Origin of the sequence: Rhodococcoides kroppenstedtii (genome assembly GCF_900111805.1) — a bacterium.
GTDB lineage: Bacteria > Actinomycetota > Actinomycetes > Mycobacteriales > Mycobacteriaceae > Rhodococcoides > Rhodococcoides kroppenstedtii.
In genome coordinates this window covers 110,692-132,584 of the sequence record NZ_FOJN01000013.1, presented here as the reverse complement: position 1 = coordinate 132,584, position 21,893 = coordinate 110,692, and the positions used below count along the sequence as shown (strand labels likewise).

The 21,893-nt window shown below is 70.0% G+C and carries 18 protein-coding genes; 14 read left to right on the top strand and 4 right to left on the bottom strand.

Annotated elements, in window-relative coordinates; translation table 11 throughout:
* Positions 1-72 precede the first annotated feature (72 nt).
* Complete coding sequence (pcrA, locus tag BMZ18_RS15280) at positions 73-2,508, top strand: DNA helicase PcrA (protein ID WP_068360537.1); 2,436 nt, start codon at positions 73-75, stop codon at positions 2,506-2,508.
* Between the two features lie 21 nt (positions 2,509-2,529).
* On the opposite strand, the gene BMZ18_RS15275 is transcribed toward pcrA, so the two are convergent.
* Positions 2,530-3,615 carry a M23 family metallopeptidase gene (locus BMZ18_RS15275; protein ID WP_068360540.1) on the bottom strand — a complete coding sequence of 362 codons (1,086 nt, stop codon included), beginning with the start codon at positions 3,613-3,615 and terminating at the stop codon, positions 2,530-2,532.
* A 215-nt stretch (positions 3,616-3,830) separates the two neighbouring features.
* Between BMZ18_RS15275 and BMZ18_RS19450 the strand changes: the two genes are divergently transcribed.
* From BMZ18_RS19450 to purH, 10 genes are all read left to right on the top strand, one after another.
* Positions 3,831-5,156: a hypothetical protein gene (locus BMZ18_RS19450; protein WP_068360543.1), complete on the top strand. Its 1,326-nt coding sequence runs from the start codon at positions 3,831-3,833 to the stop codon at positions 5,154-5,156.
* Positions 5,132-5,467, top strand: a complete 336-nt coding sequence (locus tag BMZ18_RS19175) for a hypothetical protein (protein WP_068360546.1) — start codon at positions 5,132-5,134, stop codon at positions 5,465-5,467. The genes BMZ18_RS19450 and BMZ18_RS19175 overlap by 25 nt, the downstream gene beginning before the upstream one ends.
* Positions 5,468-5,603: 136 nt before the next feature.
* The gene (gene sucC, locus BMZ18_RS15260) at positions 5,604-6,767 is read left to right on the top strand and encodes an ADP-forming succinate--CoA ligase subunit beta (RefSeq protein ID WP_068360551.1); all 1,164 of its coding nucleotides are present in this window, start codon (positions 5,604-5,606) and stop codon (positions 6,765-6,767) included.
* A 15-nt stretch (positions 6,768-6,782) separates the two neighbouring features.
* Positions 6,783-7,685, top strand: coding sequence for a succinate--CoA ligase subunit alpha (gene sucD, locus BMZ18_RS15255; RefSeq protein ID WP_068102750.1), 903 nt, complete (start codon positions 6,783-6,785; stop codon positions 7,683-7,685).
* A gap of 135 nt (positions 7,686-7,820) precedes the next feature.
* Complete coding sequence (locus BMZ18_RS15250) at positions 7,821-9,056, top strand: acyl-CoA dehydrogenase family protein (protein ID WP_068360554.1); 1,236 nt, start codon at positions 7,821-7,823, stop codon at positions 9,054-9,056.
* Between the two features lie 64 nt (positions 9,057-9,120).
* On the top strand, positions 9,121-10,245 hold the full coding sequence (gene sfnG / locus BMZ18_RS15245) for a dimethylsulfone monooxygenase SfnG (RefSeq protein ID WP_068360558.1): 1,125 nt from the start codon (positions 9,121-9,123) through the stop codon (positions 10,243-10,245).
* 82 nt (positions 10,246-10,327) lie between these two features.
* Positions 10,328-11,527, top strand: a complete 1,200-nt coding sequence (locus tag BMZ18_RS15240) for a DUF5336 domain-containing protein (protein ID WP_211267459.1) — start codon at positions 10,328-10,330, stop codon at positions 11,525-11,527.
* Between the two features lie 63 nt (positions 11,528-11,590).
* Positions 11,591-13,030, top strand: a complete 1,440-nt coding sequence (locus BMZ18_RS15235) for a cell division protein PerM (protein WP_139203990.1) — start codon at positions 11,591-11,593, stop codon at positions 13,028-13,030.
* Positions 13,031-13,127: 97 nt separating this feature from the next.
* Positions 13,128-13,703 (top strand): phosphoribosylglycinamide formyltransferase, encoded by a 576-nt coding sequence (purN, locus tag BMZ18_RS15230; RefSeq protein ID WP_371828509.1) that lies wholly within the window; start codon positions 13,128-13,130, stop codon positions 13,701-13,703.
* Positions 13,672-15,258, top strand: a complete 1,587-nt coding sequence (gene purH, locus BMZ18_RS15225) for a bifunctional phosphoribosylaminoimidazolecarboxamide formyltransferase/IMP cyclohydrolase (protein WP_068360567.1) — start codon at positions 13,672-13,674, stop codon at positions 15,256-15,258. Before purN ends, purH begins: the two co-directional genes overlap by 32 nt.
* Positions 15,259-15,293: 35 nt before the next feature.
* On the opposite strand, the gene BMZ18_RS15220 is transcribed toward purH, so the two are convergent.
* The 3 genes from BMZ18_RS15220 to BMZ18_RS15210 form a co-directional block, all read right to left on the bottom strand.
* On the bottom strand, positions 15,294-17,171 hold the full coding sequence (locus tag BMZ18_RS15220; protein ID WP_074922278.1) for a DUF222 domain-containing protein: 1,878 nt from the start codon (positions 17,169-17,171) through the stop codon (positions 15,294-15,296).
* Between the two features lie 63 nt (positions 17,172-17,234).
* Positions 17,235-17,591, bottom strand: coding sequence for a hypothetical protein (locus BMZ18_RS15215; protein ID WP_068365693.1), 357 nt, complete (start codon positions 17,589-17,591; stop codon positions 17,235-17,237).
* Positions 17,588-18,082, bottom strand: a complete 495-nt coding sequence (locus BMZ18_RS15210; RefSeq protein WP_068365694.1) for a glutathione peroxidase — start codon at positions 18,080-18,082, stop codon at positions 17,588-17,590. The genes BMZ18_RS15215 and BMZ18_RS15210 overlap by 4 nt, the downstream gene beginning before the upstream one ends.
* Before the next feature lie 69 nt (positions 18,083-18,151).
* On the opposite strand from BMZ18_RS15210, the gene BMZ18_RS15205 reads away from it, so the two are divergent.
* The 3 genes from BMZ18_RS15205 to BMZ18_RS15195 are packed head-to-tail and all read left to right on the top strand — an operon-like array spanning position 18,152 to position 21,892.
* Positions 18,152-18,478, top strand: a complete 327-nt coding sequence (locus tag BMZ18_RS15205) for a hypothetical protein (protein WP_068147359.1) — start codon at positions 18,152-18,154, stop codon at positions 18,476-18,478.
* Between the two features lie 43 nt (positions 18,479-18,521).
* Positions 18,522-19,907: a sigma 54-interacting transcriptional regulator gene (locus BMZ18_RS15200; protein ID WP_068365695.1), complete on the top strand. Its 1,386-nt coding sequence runs from the start codon at positions 18,522-18,524 to the stop codon at positions 19,905-19,907.
* Positions 19,907-21,892 (top strand): vWA domain-containing protein, encoded by a 1,986-nt coding sequence (locus tag BMZ18_RS15195; RefSeq protein WP_068365696.1) that lies wholly within the window; start codon positions 19,907-19,909, stop codon positions 21,890-21,892. The genes BMZ18_RS15200 and BMZ18_RS15195 overlap by 1 nt, the downstream gene beginning before the upstream one ends.
* Position 21,893 lies beyond the last annotated feature (1 nt).

The following is a 21,893-nucleotide window of genomic DNA, read 5'->3' as shown; positions in this document are numbered from 1 at the left end:
GAGCCTCGACCAGTATGCCCCTCGCACGGGCGGGATCGGGGTGTCGGTGGGCGGCGGTAGCCTGGACGCACGATGAACACGACGTCTCCTGCGCGCACCCACCGGTCGGCCCCGTCCTCCGAGCACCTTCTCGAGGGCCTCAATCCGCAGCAGCGCGAGGCGGTGGTGCACACCGGGTCGCCGCTGCTCATCGTGGCCGGCGCCGGGTCGGGCAAGACGGCGGTGCTCACACGGCGCATCGCCTATCTGCTGGGGGAGCGGGACGTCGCTCCCGGTCAGGTCCTGGCCATCACGTTCACCAACAAGGCCGCCGCGGAGATGCGCGAGCGGGTGGCGCAGCTGGTGGGTCCGCGCGCGCACTACATGTGGGTGAGCACCTTCCACTCGAGCTGTGTGCGCATCCTGCGTGCGCAGGCGGCGCTGCTTCCCGGCGTCAACAGCAACTTCTCCATCTACGACGCCGACGATTCGCGTCGCCTGCTCACGATGATCGGCAAGGATCTCGAGCTGGACCCGAAGAAGACCTCGGCCCGTCTGCTGGCCACGCAGATCTCCAACCTCAAGAACGAGTTGATCGATCCGGATCGCGCCGTCGCGGACGCCCAGCAGGACACGGCGGAGCTGCCCGCGATCGTGGCGAAGGTCTACACGCATTACCAACAGCGGCTCCGGGCGGCCAACGCGTTCGACTTCGACGATCTGATCGGCGAGACCGTCGCGCTGCTGCAGACGCATCCGGACGTGGCGGAGTACTACCGCCGGCGGTTCCGGCACGTCCTGGTCGACGAGTACCAGGACACCAACCACGCGCAGTACATGTTGGTGCGGGAACTGGTGGGAACGGACGGCGAGTCGAGCGAGGGTGTGCCGCCGAGCGAGCTCTGCGTGGTCGGTGACGCGGACCAGTCGATCTACGCGTTCCGCGGCGCCACCATCCGCAACATCGAGGAGTTCGAGCGCGACTACCCGGACGCCCGGACCATCCTGCTCGAGCAGAACTATCGCTCCACCCAGACCATCCTGTCCGCGGCCAACGCGGTCATCGCGCGCAACACCGGTCGGCGCGAGAAGCGGCTGTGGACCGACACCGGCGAGGGCGAGCAGATCGTCGGGTACGTCGCCGACAACGAGCACGACGAGGCGCGGTTCGTCGCATCGGAGATCGACCGTCTGGTCGACGGCACCGACCTCAAGTACTCCGACGTCGCCGTCTTCTACCGGACCAACAACAACTCGCGTGCGCTCGAAGAGATCTTCGTGCGGCTCGGCTTGCCGTACAAGGTGGTCGGCGGGGTGCGGTTCTACGAGCGCAAGGAGGTCCGCGACATCGTGGCCTACCTGCGGGTGCTCGCCAATCCGGACGACACCGTGAGCATGCGCCGCATCCTCAACACCCCGCGTCGCGGTATCGGTGATCGAGCCGAGGCCTGCGTCGCCGTGCACGCCGAGCGGAAGAACATCAGCTTCAACCAGGCGTTGCTCGACGCGGCGGCGGGACAGGTCTCGTTGCTGGGCACCCGCGCTCAGAACGCCATCGGCTCGTTCGTCGAGATGATCGAGGAACTGCGGTCGACCATGAACCAGGTCGACGCCGACGGCAACGACGTCGCCGACATCGGCGACGTGGTCGAAGCCGTGTTGGATCGCACGCGCTACCGGGCGGAGCTCGAGGCCAGCTCCGATCCGCAGGACGGGGCGCGGCTCGACAACCTCAACGAACTCGTCTCCGTTGCGCGGGAATTCAGCGCGGACGCGCGCAACGCCGAGGGTCTCGAGGACCTGGACGCCGAGACGGACTCCGACCGCGACACCGAGGGTGAGGCCGAGCCGGGGTCCTTGGCGGCGTTCCTCGAGCGGGTGTCGCTGGTGGCGGACACCGACCAGATCCCCGACAACGGGGACGGCGTGGTCACCCTCATGACGCTGCACACGGCCAAGGGGCTCGAGTTCCCCGTCGTCTTCGTCACCGGGTGGGAGGACGGCCAGTTCCCGCACATGCGCGCGCTCGGCGACCCGGCCGAGCTGTCGGAGGAACGCCGATTGGCCTACGTGGGCATCACCCGCGCTCGCCATCGGCTGTACCTGACTCGCGCGATCATGCGGTCGGCGTGGGGGCAGCCCATCCAGAACCCGGAATCACGCTTCCTGCAAGAGGTTCCGCAGCACCTGATCGACTGGAAGCGGGAGGATCCCGGCGTCGGTGGTGGTGGAATGCGCGGCGGTTTCGGCTCTGGCCGTCAGCGCGACTGGACGGCCGATCCCCGCGGGGGCTGGTCGGGTGGTTCGTCGCCGTCCTCGACGCCGACTCCCGGCTTCGGCAAGGCGCGCGCGTCGAACACCGTGCTGTCGTTGGCCGTCGGCGATCGCGTGAGCCACGACAAGTACGGGTTGGGCACGGTGGTGGAATCCGAGGGAACCGGTCAGCGGGCGATGGTGCTCATCGACTTCGGCACGGCCGGTCGGGTGAAGATGATGCTGATCGGCGGCGTGCCGATGGTCAAGCTGTAGACGAGGGGAGCGGGCCGGCGATCAGTCGCCGGCCGGGCCCAGGCTGATGCCGCGGGTGGCCAGCCAGGGGAGCGGGTCGATCTTGTTCTCGCCCGGCAGGTGCACCTCGAAGTGCAGGTGCGGGCCGGTGGACTGGCCGCGGTTGCCCATCTTCGCGATCTCGTCGCCCGCCATGACCGTCTGACCCACCTGGACCTCGGACGAGTCGATGTGGCCGTAGACGGTGATGGTGCCGTCGGCGTGCTGCAGGCGAATCCACAGTCCGAAGCCCGCCGCCGGGCCGGAATCGATCACGGTGCCGTCGGCCACCGCGTAGACGGGGGTACCGATGGCGTTGGCGATGTCCACGCCGGCGTGCAGGGTGCCCCAGCGGGCGCCGAAGCCGGACGTGTAGGTACCGAGGGCCGGGAGAGCGAAGAGCGGGCGCCGGGCGGCGGCCTCGCGCGCCTCGCGCTCGGCCAGGAAACGCTGCCCCTTGGCCAGAAGCTGATCGAACTGGCTCAGATCCACGGGTGCGGCGACGTTGAGGATCTGCGGTGCCGCGGACTTCGACGGCGCCGAGATGGGCGCTCCGGTCGACGTGGCGGTGGGCAGGCTGTCCGACGTGGGCGCTGCGGTGTCGAGGATCGCAGGAGCGCCGGCGTCGACCACCCCGGCTGCGGCGGCCGGAGCCTGACCGGCGGCGAGGGCGTACTCGGAGACGTCGCTGCGCTCGGCGGGCTGGTTCCCGGCCACGGCGGCCTGCCCGGCGGAGACCACGGCGCCGGCGGCGACGGCCACGACGGCGACCCGGCCCTTGAGGGCGGTCGGCGGAGCGGGAATGCGGTGGGCGCCGGTACGACGCGGGGCGACCTCGTCGACGGTGTCGGGGTCGGTGGCCGCCACGAGGAACTGGGTGGCGGGGACGGACCGGCGGCGACGCGGTGCGTCGTCGAGCCGGGTGGCCGCGGACCAGGCGGGGGTCGTGGCGTCGTAGTCGTCGCCTTCGTGATCGCGGTCCCACGGACTGGAGGTGTCGACGGGGGAGAGATCGGGAACGCTCGTGACGCCGGAGGCGTTGTCGCCGACGAAGCGGCTGGGTGTGAACGGAGTGCGGTGGTGCTGCAAGAGCTGCCGTCCTCCTGATCGTGAACCCGTGGAATGTCGCGGCGGTAAGCCGTGACCTGCTCGTGATGTGAGCCTCGGCGACGGTAACGAAACGGTCGCAGGCTGCGCAAGCCGATCCGCTGTCCCGCCGGAATATGTGAGGTGGCTCACAAGGCTACCTGGCGTAACTCGAGAGAACGACCGAAGCGATCGGGTCACCGATACCGTCGTCGATCGTGACGAAGCCGCTCGAACCGTGGTCCGCCGCCCTCGTCCTGGTCGGCGCCGTCGCGGTGACCGCCGCGTCCGTCGTCGGCGTCGCGTCACCCGTCCTCGCCGGGCCGGTGATCGGCTCGACCGTTGCGATCGTCGTCGGTCAGGCGCTGGTGGTCGCGCTGGTGCTCGGGAGCCGTCGGTCAAGGCCCGATCTCGGCCTCGCCGCGACGGCCGCCGTCGGAGCCGTCGCTCTCGGCCTCGCCGTGACCGATCTGCAACTGTTCGCCCGAGCCCTCGACGCGGACCGACTGGACCTCTACCGGCCGACGGCGGCCGCGGCGCCGTCCCCGACGTTCGGTTCGGTGGCGCTCCTCGCCGGCCACGCCGCGTACGTGGTGGCCGGCGTTCTGGCCGCGGTCGCCCTGGCCCGTCGTCCGTCCGTCGCGGTCGACGACGCACCCCGGCGCGGGGTGCTCGTCCTTCTCGGTGCGGCGGGTGCGGCCGCGGCCGTGGTGTCGCCGGCCAATGTCAGCACCGACTCCGTCTTCCTGGCGCCGTCCGTTCTGGGTGCGCCGCTCTCGCTCGCCCTGGGGTACGTCCTCGCCGCGCTCGCGGTGCTCGTGGTCGTCGCCCTGGCGGCCACGTCGCCACGACGGGACGTCACCCGTGGAGCGCTGGTGGGCGTCGCGCTGTCGGTGCTCCTCGTCGTCGTCCCGCGTGTCCCGGCGGCCGCCACGGCCGGCGATCGCATCGACGTCGGACCGGGGACCTGGCTCGGGCTCGTCGGGGCGGCGCTCCTCCTCGCCGCGGCTCGCCCGGATCGCACCGCCGCTCGGCCGAATCGCACCGACGCGGCGGGGGAGCGTCGACGGGCAGCCGAGCGGCCGCGACGAGCACCGAACGCCCGCGCCTGGTCGCCGGCTCACTCCTCCTGCTCTCGGCGGCCGCGGCGGGGGCCGGGTCCGTGCTGCCGGTCCTGGCCGCGAGCGGGCCGATTCCGCGCATCGCGGGGCTGGGCGCGGTGGCCGTGTCGGGCGTCGTCGTGGCCACGGTGGGGGTGCTGCTGTGTCTGTCGGAGTTCGCCCCGTCGGTCCGCCCGGCATCGGCACCGATCCTGGCGGCACACGTCGCTCTCGTGGCGGTGGTGCTGCAGGCGGTGGTGCTCGGCGTCGGCGTCGACGGGGTGCGGCCCGGGCTCGGTGGATGGCTCCTCGGGCTCTCCGTACTCGCCGCCGTCGTGGCTGCGCCGGCACTCGCCGCCGCGGGGGGCTCCGATCCGGTCGACTCCGATGCCGCCGAGCGGCCACTGCTCGTCCGCTCGGTGGCCTGGACGTCGGCCGTCCTGATCGTCGTCGGGTCGCTGCTGCCGGCGCGGTCGGTCGACGGACGGCTCGGCGGCTGGATCGGGACGTGGCCGTGGGGATGGGACGTGTGGGGCCGCGTCGTGTTCGCGGCCGTCGTGGTGACGACGGCGGCGATCCTGCTGCGCGCGCGGCGTTCTCGCGCCGTGGCGGCGGCCGTCGGTACGACGGTGGGAGCGGGCGGCCTCGCCCTCGCGGCGATCGTGGACGGCGCTGCGGTCGGCGCCGCGATCACGGGCGTCGGTGCAATCGTGTCGGCGCTGCTCAGCGGCCTGCTCACTAGTACCGACGAGTAGCATTCGCGCTGGTCGGTGAGATGGAGCACAACGGACACGGGGTGTTGTCCGGGCCTCCGGGCCGGTCGTTATTGTCGTTGGTCGGACCCGCTCCTACCCCTCGAGCGGGCGTCAACGCAGACGAGATGGTGAGCTGATGGATCTCTTCGAATACCAGGCGAAGGAACTCTTCGCCAAGCACGAAGTTCCGACGTCGGCCGGACGTGTCACCGACACGGTGGCCGGTGCCCGCGCGATCGCCGAGGAAATCGGCAAGCCGGTCATGGTCAAGGCGCAGGTCAAGGTCGGTGGCCGCGGCAAGGCCGGCGGCGTCAAGTACTCGAAGGACGTCGCGGAGGCGGAAGCCAACGCCGAGGCGATCCTGGGCCTGGACATCAAGGGCCACGTCGTCAAGAAGCTCCTCGTCGCCGAGGCGAGCGACATCGCGGAGGAGTACTACATCTCCTTCCTGCTCGACCGCACCAACCGCACCTACCTGGCGATGTGCTCCGTCGAGGGTGGCGTCGAGATCGAGGTGACGGCCGAGGAAAACCCGGACGCCCTCGCTCGCATCCCCGTCGACGCCGTCAAGGGTGTCGATCTGGCGTTCGCGCGACAGATCGCCGAGGCCGGCAAGCTGCCCGCCGAGGTGCTGGACGCCGCCGCCAACACCATCCAGAAGCTGTGGGAAGTCTTCATCAAGGAAGACGCCCTCCTCGTCGAGGTCAACCCCCTCGTGCGCACGCCGGACGATCAGATCCTCGCCCTCGACGGCAAGGTCACCCTGGACGCCAACGCGGACTTCCGCCAGAAGGCCCACGTCGAGTTCGAGGACGCCGACGCGGCCGACCCGCTCGAGGCGAAGGCCAAGGCGAACGACCTGAACTACGTCAAGCTCGACGGACAGGTCGGTATCATCGGCAACGGCGCCGGGCTGGTCATGTCGACCCTCGACGTCGTCGCGTACGCCGGTGAGGCCCATGGCGGCGTCAAGCCCGCCAACTTCCTCGACATCGGTGGCGGCGCCTCGGCCGAGGTCATGGCCAACGGTCTCGACGTCATCCTCGGCGACGACCAGGTCAAGAGCGTGTTCGTCAACGTCTTCGGCGGCATCACCGCGTGCGACGCCGTCGCCAACGGCATCGTCGGTGCGCTGAAGAAGCTGGGCGACGACGCCAACAAGCCGCTGGTGGTTCGCCTCGACGGCAACAAGGTCGAGGAAGGCCGCAAGATTCTCGCCGACGCCGCGCACCCGCTGGTGACGCTCGCCGAGACCATGGACGAGGGCGCCGACAAGGCCGCCGAGCTGGCTGCGAAGTAGAGGGCTGAACACACAATGTCGATCTTCCTGAACAAGAACAACAAGGTCATCGTCCAGGGCATCACGGGCGGCGAGGGCACCAAGCACACCGCCCTCATGCTCAAGGCCGGTACGCAGGTCGTGGGCGGCGTCAACGCCCGCAAGGCCGGAACCACCGTGTCGCACAAGGCAGCCGACGGTTCCGACGTCGAGCTCCCCGTCTTCGGCTCCGTCGCCGAGGCCATGGAGAAGACCGGCGCCGACGTCTCCATCGCGTTCGTGCCGCCGGCGTTCTCCAAGGACGCCATCGTCGAGGCCATCGACGCCGAGATCCCGCTGCTCGTCGTCATCACCGAGGGAATCCCGGTGCAGGACAGCGCCTACGCGTGGGCCTACAACGTGGAGAAGGGCGAGAAGACCCGCATCATCGGGCCGAACTGCCCCGGCATCATCACTCCCGGCGAGGCGCTGGTCGGCATCACCCCGGCCAACATCGCGGGCAAGGGCCCCATCGGCCTGGTCTCGAAGTCGGGCACCCTGACCTACCAGATGATGTTCGAGCTCCGTGACTTCGGTTTCTCCACCGCCATCGGCATCGGCGGCGACCCGGTCATCGGCACCACCCACATCGACGCCATCGAGGCGTTCGAGAAGGACCCCGAGACCGAGATCATCGTCATGATCGGCGAGATCGGTGGCGACGCGGAAGAGCGTGCGGCCGATTACATCAAGGCCAACGTGACCAAGCCGGTCGTCGGCTACGTCGCCGGCTTCACCGCACCGGAGGGCAAGACCATGGGCCACGCCGGTGCCATCGTCTCCGGCTCGTCGGGCACCGCCCAGGCCAAGAAGGACGCCCTCGAGGCGGCCGGCGTCAAGGTCGGCAAGACGCCGTCCGAGACCGCCGCTCTGGCGCGGGAGATCCTCGAGAAGAAGTAAGCAGCTCCACCGTCTGCGACGCCCGAAGGCCGGTTTCCCACAGGGGGACCGGCCTTCGGCGCTCTGGCGAACAGTACGAATCACCCCGATCGCAATGCTGTCGCCGGGCGGCCGTTTCCCGGTGTACTGCCGGGCATGACGATCACCGAGAACCGACCGAGCGGGACCGGTGCCGGGGGGCACTGGACCACCACACCGACCACACCCGAGGAGTGGATCGACCGCGCACGCGACGTGGCGACGATCCTGGCGGAGGATGCCGTCGCCCGCGACCGCGGCACGGAACCACCGCTTGCCGAGGTGGCGCTGCTCAAGGATTCCGGACTGGCCACGGTGCTGGGGCCGGTGGAGTTCGGCGGGGGCGGCCAGACCTGGGAGACGGCATACCGCCTCATCCGCGAGGTGGCGACGGCCGACGGCTCGATCGGCCAGCTGTACGGCTACCACCTGCTGTGGTTCTGGGCGGCCCGACTGGTGGGCACGCCCGAGCAGATCGCCGCGGTCGAGCAGGCCGCTACAGAGAGCCGGTGGTTCTTCGGCGGCGCGGTCAATCCGCGCGACAACGACGTCGAGATCGCGGACGAGGGCGACACCCTCGTTTACCACGGTGCCAAGACGTTCGCCACGGGCAGCCGCGTCTCCGACGTCACGGTTCTCGAGGGCGTCCTGTCCGGCACGGACACCCACATCTTCGCGATCGTGCCGTCGAACTCCGAGGGTCTGACCTTCCACGACGACTGGGACAACATCGGTCAGCGGCGCACCGAGAGCGGCAGCGTCACCATCGATAACGTACGCACGGACTGGAGTTCGGCGGCGGGCTTCGTCGACAAGGTGTTCCAGCCGCGCGTCTACAACACGCTGAACGTGCCGATCATTCAGCTGGTCTTCGTCAACTTCTACCTGGGCATCGCGCGCGGCGCCCTCGACAGCGCCGCCGAGTACACCCACACCACCACGCGGGCGTGGTTGCACTCGACGGTCGACAACGCTCTCGACGAGCCCTACATCGTCGACCTCTACGGCGATTACACCGCCAAGCTGTGGGCAGTCGAGGCGCTGGCGGATGCCGTTGCGGCGGAACAGCAACAGCTCCACGACCGCGCCGACTCGGTCACGGAGGCCGAGCGCGGGGAGCACGAGGTCCGCGTCGCGGCGGCCAAGGCGCGCGCGACGGAGGTCGCCCTCGAGATCACCGCCGGCATCTTCGAGGCCCTGGGCGCGCGAGCGACCGCCTCCAGTCACGGATTCGACCGGTTCTGGCGCAACGTGCGGACGCACACGCTGCACGATCCGGTGTTCTACAAGCGCCGGGAGGTGGGCCGCCACGTGCTCACCGGCGAACTGCCGACACCCACCTGGTACTCCTGAGCGTCTGTCCCGTAACGACTTTCATCACCGACGACATCTTTCATCACCGACAAGAACGAGAGACATGAGCACCGAGAACATCGCCGACGCCGTGAAGTTCGCGTACTGGGTCCCCAACGTCAGCGGGGGTCTGGTTACGAGCGACATCGAACAGCGCACCAGCTGGGAGTTCGAGTACAACAAGAAGCTCGCGCAGACCGCGGAGAACAACGGCTTCGAGTACGCCCTCAGCCAGGTGCGGTACGAGGCGAGCTACGGCGCCGAGTACCAGCACGAGTCCACCAGCTTCAGTCTCGCCCTGTTGTTGGCAACCGAGCGGCTCAAAGTGATTGCGGCCGTTCACCCCGGCCTGTGGCAGCCGGCCGTGCTGGCCAAGCTCGGTGCGACGGCGGATCACCTGTCCGGCGGGCGGTTCGCGGTCAACGTGGTCAGCGGCTGGTTCAAGGACGAGTTCACCCACCTCGGCGAGCCGTGGCTCGAGCACGACGAGCGGTACCGCCGCAGCGCCGAGTTCCTCCAGGTCCTGCGCAAGATCTGGACGGAGGACGACGTGGACTTCCGCGGTGACTTCTACCGAATCCACGACTTCACGCTCAAGCCCAAGCCGCTCAACACGCCCGAGCGGCCGAACCCCGAGCTGTTCCAGGGCGGAAACTCCACGGCCGCACGGCAGAACGCCGGTCGGTACTCCGATTGGTACTTCTCCAACGGCAAGGATTTCGACGGCATCACGGAACAGATCGACGACGTCCGGGAAGTGGCTCGGGCGCACGATCGAGAGGTCAGGTTCGGGCTGAACGGCTTCATCATCGCGCGCGACTCGGAGAAGGAGGCGCGCGACGTGCTCCGGGAGATCGTGGAGAAGGCCAATCGCCCTGCGGTGGAGGGATTCCGCGGCGCCGTCCAGCAGGCCGGCAACTCCACCGGCGACAAGAAGGGCATGTGGGCTGACTCGTCCTTCGAGGACCTGGTGCAGTACAACGACGGCTTCAAGACGCAGCTGATCGGAACGCCCGAGCAGGTCGCGGAACGCATCGTCGATTACCGGGACCGTGGTGTCGACCTGATCCTGGGCGGATTCCTGCACTTCCAGGAGGAGATCGAGTACTTCGGCGAGAAGGTGTTGCCGCTGGTCAGGGAGATCGAGGCAGCCCGGTCGACCGATCGCGAGCGAGTCGGCGCGGCCTGACCTCGCCTCCGAATAATCCGTAGGGTGGCGGACGACATTTCCCGATCACGGGGCCGCCCCACGAACAGGAGGACGAACTCGGATGAGTCTTCAGCCAGGTGAATCGGACCGCCGACCGGGGGACGAGCCGACCGGCTCGACGCAGCCCCCGGTCGGCTCCGAGCCGACGGTGTCGGTGCCCACCGCGTCGGTGCCGACGTCCTCGGTGCCCACCACGGACCCGGGCCGTGCCGATCACGGCGACGCCGGTGCGTCGTCATCCGAGCGTCACGACGGCGGGACCGACGGCGCAAGCAGCGCGGACGACGACGCGTCGACCGCCGAAAGAAAGGACGCGGCCCTGCGGTCCGTGCGGCGGATCGCCTCGTTCGCGGTGCTCGGGACCGGCGTGCTCGCGTTCGTGCTCGGGCTCGCCGCCCAGTTCACGCTCGAGGGCGAGTCGAGCAACTTCTTCGAGCGCAGTGTCGGTGATGCGACATCGGTCGCCCTGTTCCTTGCCGCGGCGGTCGTGGTGGGTCTGTCGCTCCTGCCCAAGCAGGTCGCACCGTGGCCGGTCGTCGCCGGCCTGTCGGTGGCGGGCGTGTTCACCCTGGTCTTTCAGCTGTTCAATGCCGGCTCGATCGAGACGCCGTTCACCACCATCGAGGTGGGGGTGGGCATCGGCGCGATCCTCGTGCTGATCCTCGGCCTGGTGCAGGCGGCGTCGTCGGTGGCCCTGGTGCTTCTCGACGCCGGCGTGGTGAGCCTGCCGAACAAGCGGACGCCGAAGCAGTCTCCGTTCGGCGGTGGGTCGGCGTTCGATCGGTCGCAGGGGTACCAGCCGCAGGGTTACGGTCAGCCGCAGGGTTACGGCCAACCGCAGGGTGGCTACGGTCAGCCGCAGGGCTACTGGCAGCCGCAGGGTGGTTACGGGCAGCCGCAGGGCTACGGGCAGCCGCAGGGTGGCTACGGCCAGCCGCAGGGCTACGGTCAGCCACAGGGTGGCTACGGCCAGCCGCAGGGTGGCTACGGCCAGCCGCAGGGCTACGGTCAGCCACAGGGTGGCTACGGCCAACCGCCGGGCTACGGACAGCCGCAGGGTGGTTACGGGCAGCCGCAGGGCTACGGGCAACCGCAGGGCGGCTACGACCAGCCGTCCGGCAGCTACGGCCGGCCGCAGAGTTACGGCCAGCCGGGGTACGCACCCCGCCCGCCGGAGTCGGGTTCGGCCGGGCCGTCCGATGGCCCGTCCTCGGACTCCACTCGGGCGTTCGATCCGGTCGAGGACCGCGACCGCCCCTGACGCTCGACCACCGACGGCGCGCCTGGACCACCCGGGCCGCCGTCGGTGGGATTCTGGTCCGCGATGACTTCGCTACTCGATCGTGACGCCTCTGCGCGCACCCGTCTGATGCCGTCGCCCGACGATGCCCGCATGCTCCTGGGGGTCGCGTTCCGGCCGTCGGGCGTGTTGTTGGCCGTGGTGTCGGTGGTCGTGGTGTTGACGCTGGTCCTGGCGGGCAGCGATCTGACGGGCACGTTCGGCGCGCTCGCGGGGACCTGGTTGGCCGTCCATCAGGTGCCGCTGGGCATCGCGGGCGCCACGTTGTCGTTGCTGCCGATTCTCCCCACCGCACTGCTGATCCGCGGCGTGGCGCGCCAGGTGGCGCGTGCGGTGACGCCGTCGTCGTCACGCCGCGACGTGGTGTGGGTGGTCGCCGCCGCGCTCGGCGGACCGCTCGCGATGGCGGTGGTGATGCTGGCGATGATCGGCGACGCGTCCACCGTGATCGCGATGAGCACCCCCGGCTTCCTGGCCACGGTCGGGTGGGTCCTGCTGGTCCACGGCCTGGGCGCCGCTCTGGGATGTGTACGCGGGACGTGGCCGACGCCGGTGCACCGCCTCGATCTCCCGGCCTGGGCGCTCGCGGCCGCGGGCCCGGCGGCTCGTGCCGGAGCGGTTCTGGTCGCGGGCGGCGCTGTGACGGTGGTCGTGTCGCTCGCGCTGTCGATGTCCACCATGGGTGCCGTCCTGGAGGCCGGAGGCGGTGTCGGCGGAGCGCTCGGACTGACCGCGCTGTCCGTTCTCTATCTGCCGAACGTCGTCGTCGCCGCGGCGTCCGTCGTGAGCGGGGCGTCGGCGGCCGCGGGTGCCGCGTCGGTCAGCGTGTTCGAGACCACCGGAGGTGAGCTCCCCGCGGTGCCCGTGCTGGCGGCGTTGCCGGAATCGTCGGCCCAGATCTGGTGGCCGGTTCTGCTCGTGATCCCCGCGGTGGCCGCGATCGTGCTCGGACGGGCGGCCGCACGTGCGACCGCGACCCTCCCGGACGCGCTCCGCGCAGCCTCTCTGGCCGCTGTTCTGGTGGCGCTGGGGTGCGCGGCGGTGTCGGCGGTGTCCGGGGGCGTCGTCGGAACCTTCGGCCGGTTCGGTGCGGATGTCGCATTGTTCGCCGTCACGGCCTTCACCTGGTGCCTCGTGGTGGGCGTCGTCGCCGCGGGCGTCGCGGCGTACCTCCTGCGTCGGCACGACGTGCACGGGTGGGACGACCCGGCCGACGAGGCGTCCGACGCCGACCGTGCGTCGGAACCCCGCGACGCGATCGCCGGGCTGCCTGCCGGCCCGGCCGTCGAGCAGCCGGAGAGCGGAGAACCCGCCGACGCCGCCGAGCCCACCGAGACCGAGGCCGATGCGGTGGAGACCGACACGGTGGACTCCGACGCGACGACCGACGACGTCGTCTCTGCCGACGTCGTCGATGCCGAGGTGGTCGACCTCCCCGACGAGCCGGGAACGAAGGGCGTCTAGGCTTCTCCTCGCCCCCGCCCGTCGTTCGAAGCCGAGGAGAAGCGCGCTGTCTGCTCCGCCCGCGACGTCCCCCCGAGCCCGCGCGGCTCGGGTGGTGGTGCTGGCGTCGGGAGCCGGTTCGCTGCTTCGTTCGCTGGTCGAGGCCGCGTCGGCCCCGGATTTCCCCGCCGACGTGGTCGGTGTCGTGGTGGATCGCGAGTGTCCCGCCGAGTCCGTGATCGGGGCGACGCGGGTGCGCCCGTGCGATCACGCCGACCGCGCCGAATGGGACCACGCGATCACCGCCGCCGTGGCGCAGTTCGATCCCGACTACGTCGTGAGCGCCGGGTTCATGCGCATCCTCGGTCCGCACTTCCTGGCCCGCTTCGGTGGTCGCGTGTTGAACACGCATCCGGCGCTGCTGCCGTCGTTTCCCGGGGCGTGCGCCGTGCGCGACGCGCTGGCCGCCGGGGTGCGGGTCAGCGGCACCACCGTGCACCTGGTGGACGAGGGGGTCGACACCGGCCCCATCCTCGCCCAGGAAGCCGTTCCGGTGTTCGTGGGTGACGACGAGTCGTCGCTGCACGAGCGCATCAAGATCGTCGAGCGGCGTCTACTGATCGAGGTGGTCGCCGCCGTCGCCGCCCGCGGAGTCATCATCGATGGACGAAAGGCCCAGATTCCCAGTGACTAGCCCCGTGAACCGCAGAGCCGTCCGGCGCGCTCTGGTCAGCGTGTACGACAAGAGCGGCCTCGACGAGCTGGCCGCGGGCCTGCACGCTGCGGGCGTCGAGATCGTGTCCACCGGATCGACCGCCAAGCGCATCGCCGACGCCGGGGTGCCGGTGACGCCGGTCGAGGAACTCACCGGGTTCCCCGAGACCCTCGACGGTCGGGTCAAGACCCTGCACCCGCGGGTGCACGCGGGCATCCTCGCCGACACGCGTCGCGACGAGCACGTAGCGCAGCTCGAGGACCTGGGTGTCGCTGCGTTCGAGCTCGTCGTGGTGAACCTGTATCCGTTCACCGACACCGTGGCGTCGGGTGCGTCGGCGGACGAGTGCATCGAGCAGATCGACATCGGCGGACCGTCGATGGTGCGCGCCGCGGCGAAGAACCATCCGTCGGTGGCGGTGGTGGTCGACCCCGCTCGGTACGATGACGTCCTCACCGCGGTGACGACGGGCGGCTTCACCCTGGAGCAGCGAATCCGGCTCGCGGCGCAGGCTTTTCAGCACACCGCCGCGTACGACGTGGCCGTCGCGTCCTGGATGACGGAGTACTCGGCCGCCGACGAGGCGTTCCCGACGTGGACCGGCGCCACCTACGAGCGCGCCTCGGTGCTGCGTTACGGCGAGAACCCGCATCAGGGCGGGGCGCTGTACGTGGACGCGACGTCCGGTTCCGGCATCGCGCAGGCCGAGCAGGTGCACGGCAAGGAGATGTCGTACAACAACTACACCGACGGTGACGCCGCGTGGCGTGCGGCGTTCGACCACGATGCGCCCGCGGTCGCGATCATCAAGCACGCCAACCCGTGCGGCATCGCCGTCTCGCACAGCGGATCCATCGCCGAGGCGCACCGCAACGCGCACGCCTGCGACCCGGTGAGTGCCTACGGCGGCGTCATCGCTGCCAACCGCGAAGTCACCGTCGAGATGGCCGAGCAGGTCGCCGAGATCTTCACCGAGGTGATCATTGCGCCGTCCTACGCCGACGGTGCGCTGCCGGTTCTGCAGCGCAAGAAGAACATCCGCGTGTTGATCGCCGAGCCACCGGCCGCCGTTCCGGAGACCCGGCAAATCTCGGGCGGACTGCTGGTGCAGGACCGCGACCTCCTCGACGCCGACGGCGACGACCCGTCGGGGTGGACCCTCGCGGTCGGCGAGCCCGCGGACGAGGCGCAACTCGCCGACCTGCAGTTCGCGTGGCGCGCCTGCCGAGCAGTGAAGTCCAATGCGATCCTCCTCGCCTCGGGTGGGGCGTCCGTCGGTGTGGGTATGGGGCAGGTGAACCGGGTCGACTCGGCGGAACTCGCCGTGCGTCGGGCCGGTGATCGCGCCCGCGGTGCGGTGGCAGCGTCCGATGCGTTCTTCCCCTTCCCCGACGGATTCCAGATCCTCGCTGCGGCCGGCGTCACCGCGGTGGTGCAGCCGGGTGGATCCATTCGCGACGACGAGGTCATTGCTGCCGCGCGTGATGCGGGCGTCACGATGTACCTCACCGGCTCCCGCCACTTCGCGCACTAGCCGACGCCGGTTCCGACGCGCCGCCGAGCGGCGCGTCAGAACGGGGGTGGTGCGTCGTCCGGTTCGGGTGGCCGGACCCCGTTCAGGTTGTTGCGCAAACGGTTTCGATTGCGTTCCTGCCGTCGGCGGGCGTGTTTCTGCTCGGTGCGGGGGGCGGGGCGAGTGGGCTCGGGTTCGCCCGGTGCCGGCGGGTGGTTCTTGCCGGTCGCGGGTGGGTCGCCGAAGACGATCATGTCCAGGCCCGGGTGGGTGTCGAACCCGGTGTAGGCGGGGCCGAGGACGGTGCGGCCCTCGGGGATGGTGAACGTGCGGATGACCCGCCCGGGGTTCTCGGGGTCAGGGTACTGGTCGTCGACGAAGTCGCCGAACGTTTTCAGCAGGTGGTGGAATCGGCATTTCGCGCCGAGCCCGCAGGCGGAGGTCTGCCCGCCTCGCTCGGGGTTGCGGTGGTCGTATTCGGTGATGTGGTCGAGGTCGCCGTCCCAGGCGGGTCGGGTGCAGCCGGGCCAGGTGCAGTACCGGTCTCGGGCGCGGATGTAGGTGTTCAGCGCCGCGGACGGCCGGTAGGGGTCCGCCGGTTGGGTCGCGGGGAGTGGGGTGTCGGTGCCGTCGCCGAGGGGGCGGATGAGGGTGGCGGGGTCGGCGGCGAGGTCGCGGACGTGGGCGCCGGAGACGATGCCCAGTCCGGCGATGTAGCCGACACCGTCCACCAGCTCCGGCGCGTGCTCGGACTCGGGACCGGCCTCGACCGCTGCCGCCTCGACGGCAACCTCATCCGTCGCTTCCTCGGCTGCACCGTCGTTGGCCGCGCCCTCGTCGGTCGAGACCGTCTCGGCGGCAACAGCTTCGGCCGGAGTCTCCTCGGCCGCAACGTCATCGCCCGTACGCTCCTCGACCACGACCTCCTCGACCGCAACTCCCTCTGCGGCAACCGCGGTCGTGTCGGCGCCCCGAGTCTGTGCCCGCGCTGCCGGCTCTGCCGCAGCCTCGGCAGGGGTGGTGGTTGCAGGTACGGGTCCGGTGAGGGTGGTGGTGTCGGTGACCACGTGAATGACGATGCGCGCCGCGTTCGCCGCGACCTCGTCCGCATCGACCACCGCGAACGCGCACTCCGGGCGTGCGCAGTCGCACCCGAACGGGGCGTGCTTGACCAACGCGAACAACGCATCCGACGCCCGCGCGGTCTTCGTGCGACTGTCGTGCCGGCACACTTGTGCGGCGAGGCGTTCGACGACACGAGCGATGACCGCGGCGCGTTCGGCGGACATCGTCGCCCCCACCGTCGCCATGCCGTCGAGTCCGGCCTCGGTAAAGAAGCACCGCCCCTTCAGTGCGTCGTCTCGGCGTTCGCGGACGGCGTCGGGGTCGCGGCGGTAGACCATCTGATCGCACAGATCCCGCACTCGGGCTGTCGACCACGACCCCGGCTTCCGCAGGGCGGCGGCGATGTCGGCGTCCACCTGCTCCTGGTACGGGCGACCGTGGATGAGTTCGGTGCGGGAGACGATGGTGCGAATGAAAGTCGGGGAGACCACCCCGTCGCGTAGGCATTCCGCCACCCGAGGGAGGCGGTCGCGGAGGGCGACGGCGTTGTCGAGGAGTCGTTCGGCGACGTACTGCGACACCGACAGGGTGGTGGCGAGGCGGGCGGCGCACTGGGCGAACGCATCGACTGCCCGCTCGTCGCAGTCCTCCTCGGGGACGACGAGGTCGGTGTGCAAGGCGGCGGCATGCTGATATCGGCGCCATTCCAGGTACGCCGCCCCCGCAGCCAGGTCGGCCAGGGCGTCGAGGTGCCCACCGACGGGCAGGTCGAAGGACACGGGCAAGCCCACGGCAGCATGGTCACGCGCACCCCAGGCAACGCCCCCCACCTGCGCATCCCCCACCGCTCCGACCCCCCGATCGCTCATGTGTTCGATTGTAAAGACCCCCACCGACACCCGCCGCTCGATCGACCGGAATCCGGGACGGGATCAGGAATCAGGCGCAGTCGACAGGCGTTCGGTGCGAAGCTCGGCCACCGCCCGGCGCAGCTCGGTGAGGGCGGAGCGAATCATGTCGCCGTACGCGTCGTCGGGTAGTGCCGACAGACGCTCCTCGGCGCGATCGAGGTGGTCGGCGGCCGGAAAGGACCCCGATCGCCGGAGGTTGTCGGCGAGGTTCAGATCGGCGAGGTAGTGCGCCAGCGTGCACCGATGGAACGGGTCACCGCCCACCCCGATCTCGGACCACAGGGCCTCGAGGTCGGACCGCGCCCCGGCGACATCACCACCGCGACCGCGGACGACGGCCGCGGTGATCGCCTCCATCGTCGGATCGGGTGCGGTCATGCTCGGTCCGTCAACACCTTCTCGATCGGGTCGGCGAGCTTCTCGGGCTTGGTGGTGGGGCCGAAGCGGTCCACCACTCGACCGTCGGCGTCCACCAGGAACTTGGTGAAATTCCACTTGATGCGGTTGCCCAGCACGCCGGACTTCTGCTTCCGCAGCCACTGATAGAGCGGGTGAGCCTCGTCGCCGTTCACATCGATCTTCTCGTGGAGGGGGAAGGTCACGTCGTACCGCAGCGAGCAGAAGTTCTTGATTTCCTCGGCATCACCCGGCTCCTGATGGCCGAACTGATCGCACGGGAACCCCAGCACCACGAGCCCGCGCGGGCCGTAGGTGCGGTGCAGCGCTTCGAGACCTTCGTACTGCGGCGTGAACCCGCACTGCGAGGCGGTGTTGACGATCAACAGCGGCTTCCCGCGGTAGTCCGCGAGGTCGACGGGCTCGCCGTCGATGGTGGTGGCGGTGAAGTCGTAGGCACTGGTCGTGGTCACATCCGACGACGCTACCGAAGAACCGTCGCAGGGGGTTTGGTCCGGTTTTCGCCAGGGTAGACGCGGCGCATGACTCCGGACCGAGTGGCGCCCGACGGCGAGGCCGAGGGAAGCGAGGAGCGCGAACCGCGGGACGACGAACGGACCATGCGCGCCCACGCGGGCGAGGCGATCGCCGACGCGCGGAACTGGCCGGGATACTTCCTCATCGCCCTGGGTCTGGGGGCGCTGGGATCCGCTCTGGTGGCGGCCGGCTACGGCTTCTCGGGGTGGGCGATGATCCTCTTTCCGGCGACCGTCGTCCTCTGGGCGGCCGGCCTCGCCCTCGTCCTGCTCGAACGCAAGCGCGTGAAGAACGCGGAGGGCAAGGACCTGATGGATCAGACCGGTCACTGAGCGCGGGCGTGCCGGATCGCCGTCCGGCTCGTACGTTGGAGAAGTGACCTCGAGCATCGACCGTCCGACCACACTCGGTGAACTCCGCGCGTCGGGCCATGTCCAGAAATCCGTGAAGACCGAACTTCGTGAGAACCTGCTCGCCGCCCTCCGCGACGGGCATGACGCCTGGCCCGGCATCCTGGGCTTCGAGGACACCGTCCTCCCGCAACTCGAACGCGCCCTGCTCGCGCAGCACGACGTCGTGCTGCTCGGCGAGCGCGGCCAGGGCAAGACCCGACTTCTCCGCACCCTCGTGACCCTGCTCGACGAGTGGACTCCCGTCATCGACGGATCCGAGCTCGGCGAGCACCCGTACGAGCCGATCACGCCCGCGTCGATCCGCCGCGCCGCGGAACTCGGCGACGACCTTCCTGTCGCCTGGCGTCACCGCAGCGAGCGGTACTCCGAGAAGTTGGCGACGCCGGACACCTCGGTCGCCGACCTCGTCGGCGACGTGGACCCGGTCAAGGTGGCCGAGGGCCGCAGCCTCGGCGACCCCGAGACCATCCACTACGGCCTGGTGCCGCGCACGCACCGGGGCATCGTCGCCATCAACGAGCTTCCCGATCTCGCCGAACGCATCCAGGTGTCGTTGCTGAACGTCATGGAGGAGCGGGACATCCAGATCCGCGGCTACACCGTGCGGCTGCCGCTCGACGTGCTGTTGGTGGCCAGCGCGAACCCCGAGGACTACACCAACCGCGGCCGCATCATCACCCCCCTCAAGGACCGGTTCGGTGCGGAGATCCGCACGCACTACCCGCTTCTGCTCACCGACGAGATCTCGGTGATCGAGCAGGAGGCGGACCTGTCCGCCGACGTGCCGCCGCACGTTCTCGAGGTCCTGGCCCGTTTCACGAGGCTGCTGCGCGAATCGCCCTCGGTGGACCAGCGTTCCGGCGTCTCGGCGCGATTCGCCGTCGCCGCGGCGGAGACGGTGGGCGCGGCCGCGATTCACCGCGCCGCCGTGCTGGGGGAGGACGACCCCGTGGCACGGCCGGTGGACACGACGACGGTCGTCGACGTCCTACGCGGCAAGGTCGAGTTCGAATCCGGCGAGGAAGGTCGCGAGATCGAGGTGCTGACTCACCTGCTGCGTCGTGCCACCGCGGACACGGCGCGAGAGTCGTTGGGCGGCATCGATCTCGGCCCGCTGGTGAATGCGATCGACCAGGGCGAGCCGGTGGTCACCGGCGCCCGCGTGACGGCGAAGGCGTTGCTCGACGCGCTTCCCGACCTCCCGGTGGTCGACGAGGTCGCCCAGCGGCTCGGCGCGACCTCGGTGGGGGAGCGGGCGTCCGCCCTCGAACTGGCTCTGGAGGGTCTGTATCTCGCGCGGCGTATCGGCAAGGACACCGCCGACGACGGGCAGACGGTGTACAGCTGATGGCCCGCTCACCCGACCGTCCGATTCGGTCGACCCGATACGGCCCGTACGTCGACGGTCCGGATCCTCTTGCGCCGCCGGTGGATCTGCGCGAAGCGCTCGAGACCATCGGCCGCGACGTGCTCGAGGGCTCGTCGCCGCGGCGGGCTCTGCAGGAGATGCTCCGCCGCGGAACACGATCGATGCGGGGGCTCGACGATCTCGCGGCGCGCGCGAACCGGAAGCGCCGGGAACTGTTGAAGAACCGCAACCTCGACGGCACCCTCCAGGAGGTCCGCGAGCTGCTCGACAAGGCGGTGCTCGAGGAGCGCAAGGCGTTGGCGAGGGCGTTGGACGACGACGCCCGATTCGCGGAGATGCAGCTCGCCGAGCTGCCGCCGTCGACCGCGCAGGCCGTGCAGGAGCTCACCGACTACGACTGGCGCAGCTCCGAGGCCCGTGAGAACTACGAGAAGATCAAGGATCTGCTCGGCCGCGAGGTGCTCGACCAACGCTTCCAGGGCATGAAGCAAGCGCTCGAGGGCGCCACGGAGGAGGACCGCGCCCGGGTGCAGCAGATGCTCTCGGACCTCAACGATCTGCTCGACGCCCACGCGCGCGGGGAGGACACCGACCAGCAGTTCCGTGACTTCATGGCCGATCACGGCGAGTTCTTCCCGGAGAACCCGCAGAGCGTGGACGAGCTGATCGACGCTCTCGCCCAGCGGTCGGCGGCGGCGCAGCGGCTCCGCAACTCCCTCTCGGCGGATCAGCGTGCCGAGCTGGATGCGTTGGCGCAGCAGGCCTTCGGCAGCCCGGACCTGATGGATCAGCTGGCTCGACTGGACGCCAATCTGCAGTCCGCCCGGCCCGGTGAGGACTGGGACGGGTCGCAGAACTTCCGGGGGCAGCAGGGCATGGGGCTCGGCGACGGGACCGGCATGCTGCAGGACATCGCCGAGCTCGAGGAGTTGGGAGATCAACTCTCCCAGCAGTACAACGGTGCGGCGTTGGACGACATCGACGCCGACGCGCTTTTACGGCAACTCGGGCCCGAGGCGGCCGCCGACGCGCGCATGCTGGCCGACCTGGAGGAGGCGCTGCAGCAGGAAGGGTTCCTCGACAAGGGCGCCGACGGTCAGTGGCGTCTGTCCCCGAAAGCCATGCGGCAGTTGGGTCAAGCCGCCCTGCGCGACGTGGCCGGGTCCCTCGCGTCGCGACGCGGCGAGCGCGACACCCGGAGGGCGGGTGCGATGGGCGAGCCCACGGGCGCGTCCCGCGCGTGGGAGTTCGGCGACACCGAACCCTGGGACGTGGTGCGGACGGTCACCAATGCCGTCCTGCGCACCGCGGCGGAACCGCGGTCCGAGACGGGGGCGGTCGGCGTGCGGCTGGCGGTGGCGGACGTCGAGATCACCGAGACCCAGCAGCGGTCCCAGGCCGCGGTCGCGCTGCTGGTCGACACCTCGTTCTCCATGGTCATGGAGGGGCGGTGGGTGCCGATGAAGCAGACGGCCCTGGCCCTGAACCATTTGGTGTCCACCAGGTTCCGGGGCGACGCGCTGACGATGATCGGATTCGGTCGACACGCGCAGACGTTGACCCCGTCGGAACTGGCGGGACTCGACGGCGCCTGGGACCAGGGCACCAACCTGCACCACGCGTTGATGCTCGCGGTGCGCCACCTGCGCCGGCACCCCAACGCGCAGCCGGTGGTGCTGATCGTGACCGACGGCGAACCGACGGCGCACCTCGAGCCGGACGGCAACGCGGTGTTCGACTATCCGCCGAGTGCGCGCACGCTGGGATTGACGGTGCGCGAACTCGACACCGTGGCCCGAATCGGCGCGCAGGTCACCATCTTCCGGCTCGGGGACGATCCGGGGTTGGCGCGTGTGGTGGATCGCATGGCCCACCGGGTGGGCGGCCGCGTGATCGCCCCGGACCTCGACGGTCTGGGTGCCGCGGTGGTCAGCGACTACCTGTCGTCGCGGAAGCGGAGGTAGG

What these genes read in the sequence shown, in the direction of transcription:
- BMZ18_RS15220 (WP_074922278.1), bottom strand. Translation starts at nt 17,171, where the DNA reads ATGAGCGATCGGGGGGTCGGAGCGGTGGGGGATGCGCAGGTGGGGGGC.
- purH (WP_068360567.1), top strand. Translation starts at nt 13,672, where the DNA reads ATGGACGAAAGGCCCAGATTCCCAGTGACTAGCCCCGTGAACCGCAGA.
- BMZ18_RS15240 (WP_211267459.1), top strand. Translation starts at nt 10,328, where the DNA reads ATGAGTCTTCAGCCAGGTGAATCGGACCGCCGACCGGGGGACGAGCCG.
- BMZ18_RS15215 (WP_068365693.1), bottom strand. Translation starts at nt 17,591, where the DNA reads ATGACCGCACCCGATCCGACGATGGAGGCGATCACCGCGGCCGTCGTC.
- BMZ18_RS15250 (WP_068360554.1), top strand. Translation starts at nt 7,821, where the DNA reads ATGACGATCACCGAGAACCGACCGAGCGGGACCGGTGCCGGGGGGCAC.
- BMZ18_RS15235 (WP_139203990.1), top strand. Translation starts at nt 11,591, where the DNA reads ATGACTTCGCTACTCGATCGTGACGCCTCTGCGCGCACCCGTCTGATG.
- sucC (WP_068360551.1), top strand. Translation starts at nt 5,604, where the DNA reads ATGGATCTCTTCGAATACCAGGCGAAGGAACTCTTCGCCAAGCACGAA.
- pcrA (WP_068360537.1), top strand. Translation starts at nt 73, where the DNA reads ATGAACACGACGTCTCCTGCGCGCACCCACCGGTCGGCCCCGTCCTCC.
- BMZ18_RS15195 (WP_068365696.1), top strand. Translation starts at nt 19,907, where the DNA reads ATGGCCCGCTCACCCGACCGTCCGATTCGGTCGACCCGATACGGCCCG.
- sucD (WP_068102750.1), top strand. Translation starts at nt 6,783, where the DNA reads ATGTCGATCTTCCTGAACAAGAACAACAAGGTCATCGTCCAGGGCATC.
- sfnG (WP_068360558.1), top strand. Translation starts at nt 9,121, where the DNA reads ATGAGCACCGAGAACATCGCCGACGCCGTGAAGTTCGCGTACTGGGTC.
- BMZ18_RS15205 (WP_068147359.1), top strand. Translation starts at nt 18,152, where the DNA reads ATGACTCCGGACCGAGTGGCGCCCGACGGCGAGGCCGAGGGAAGCGAG.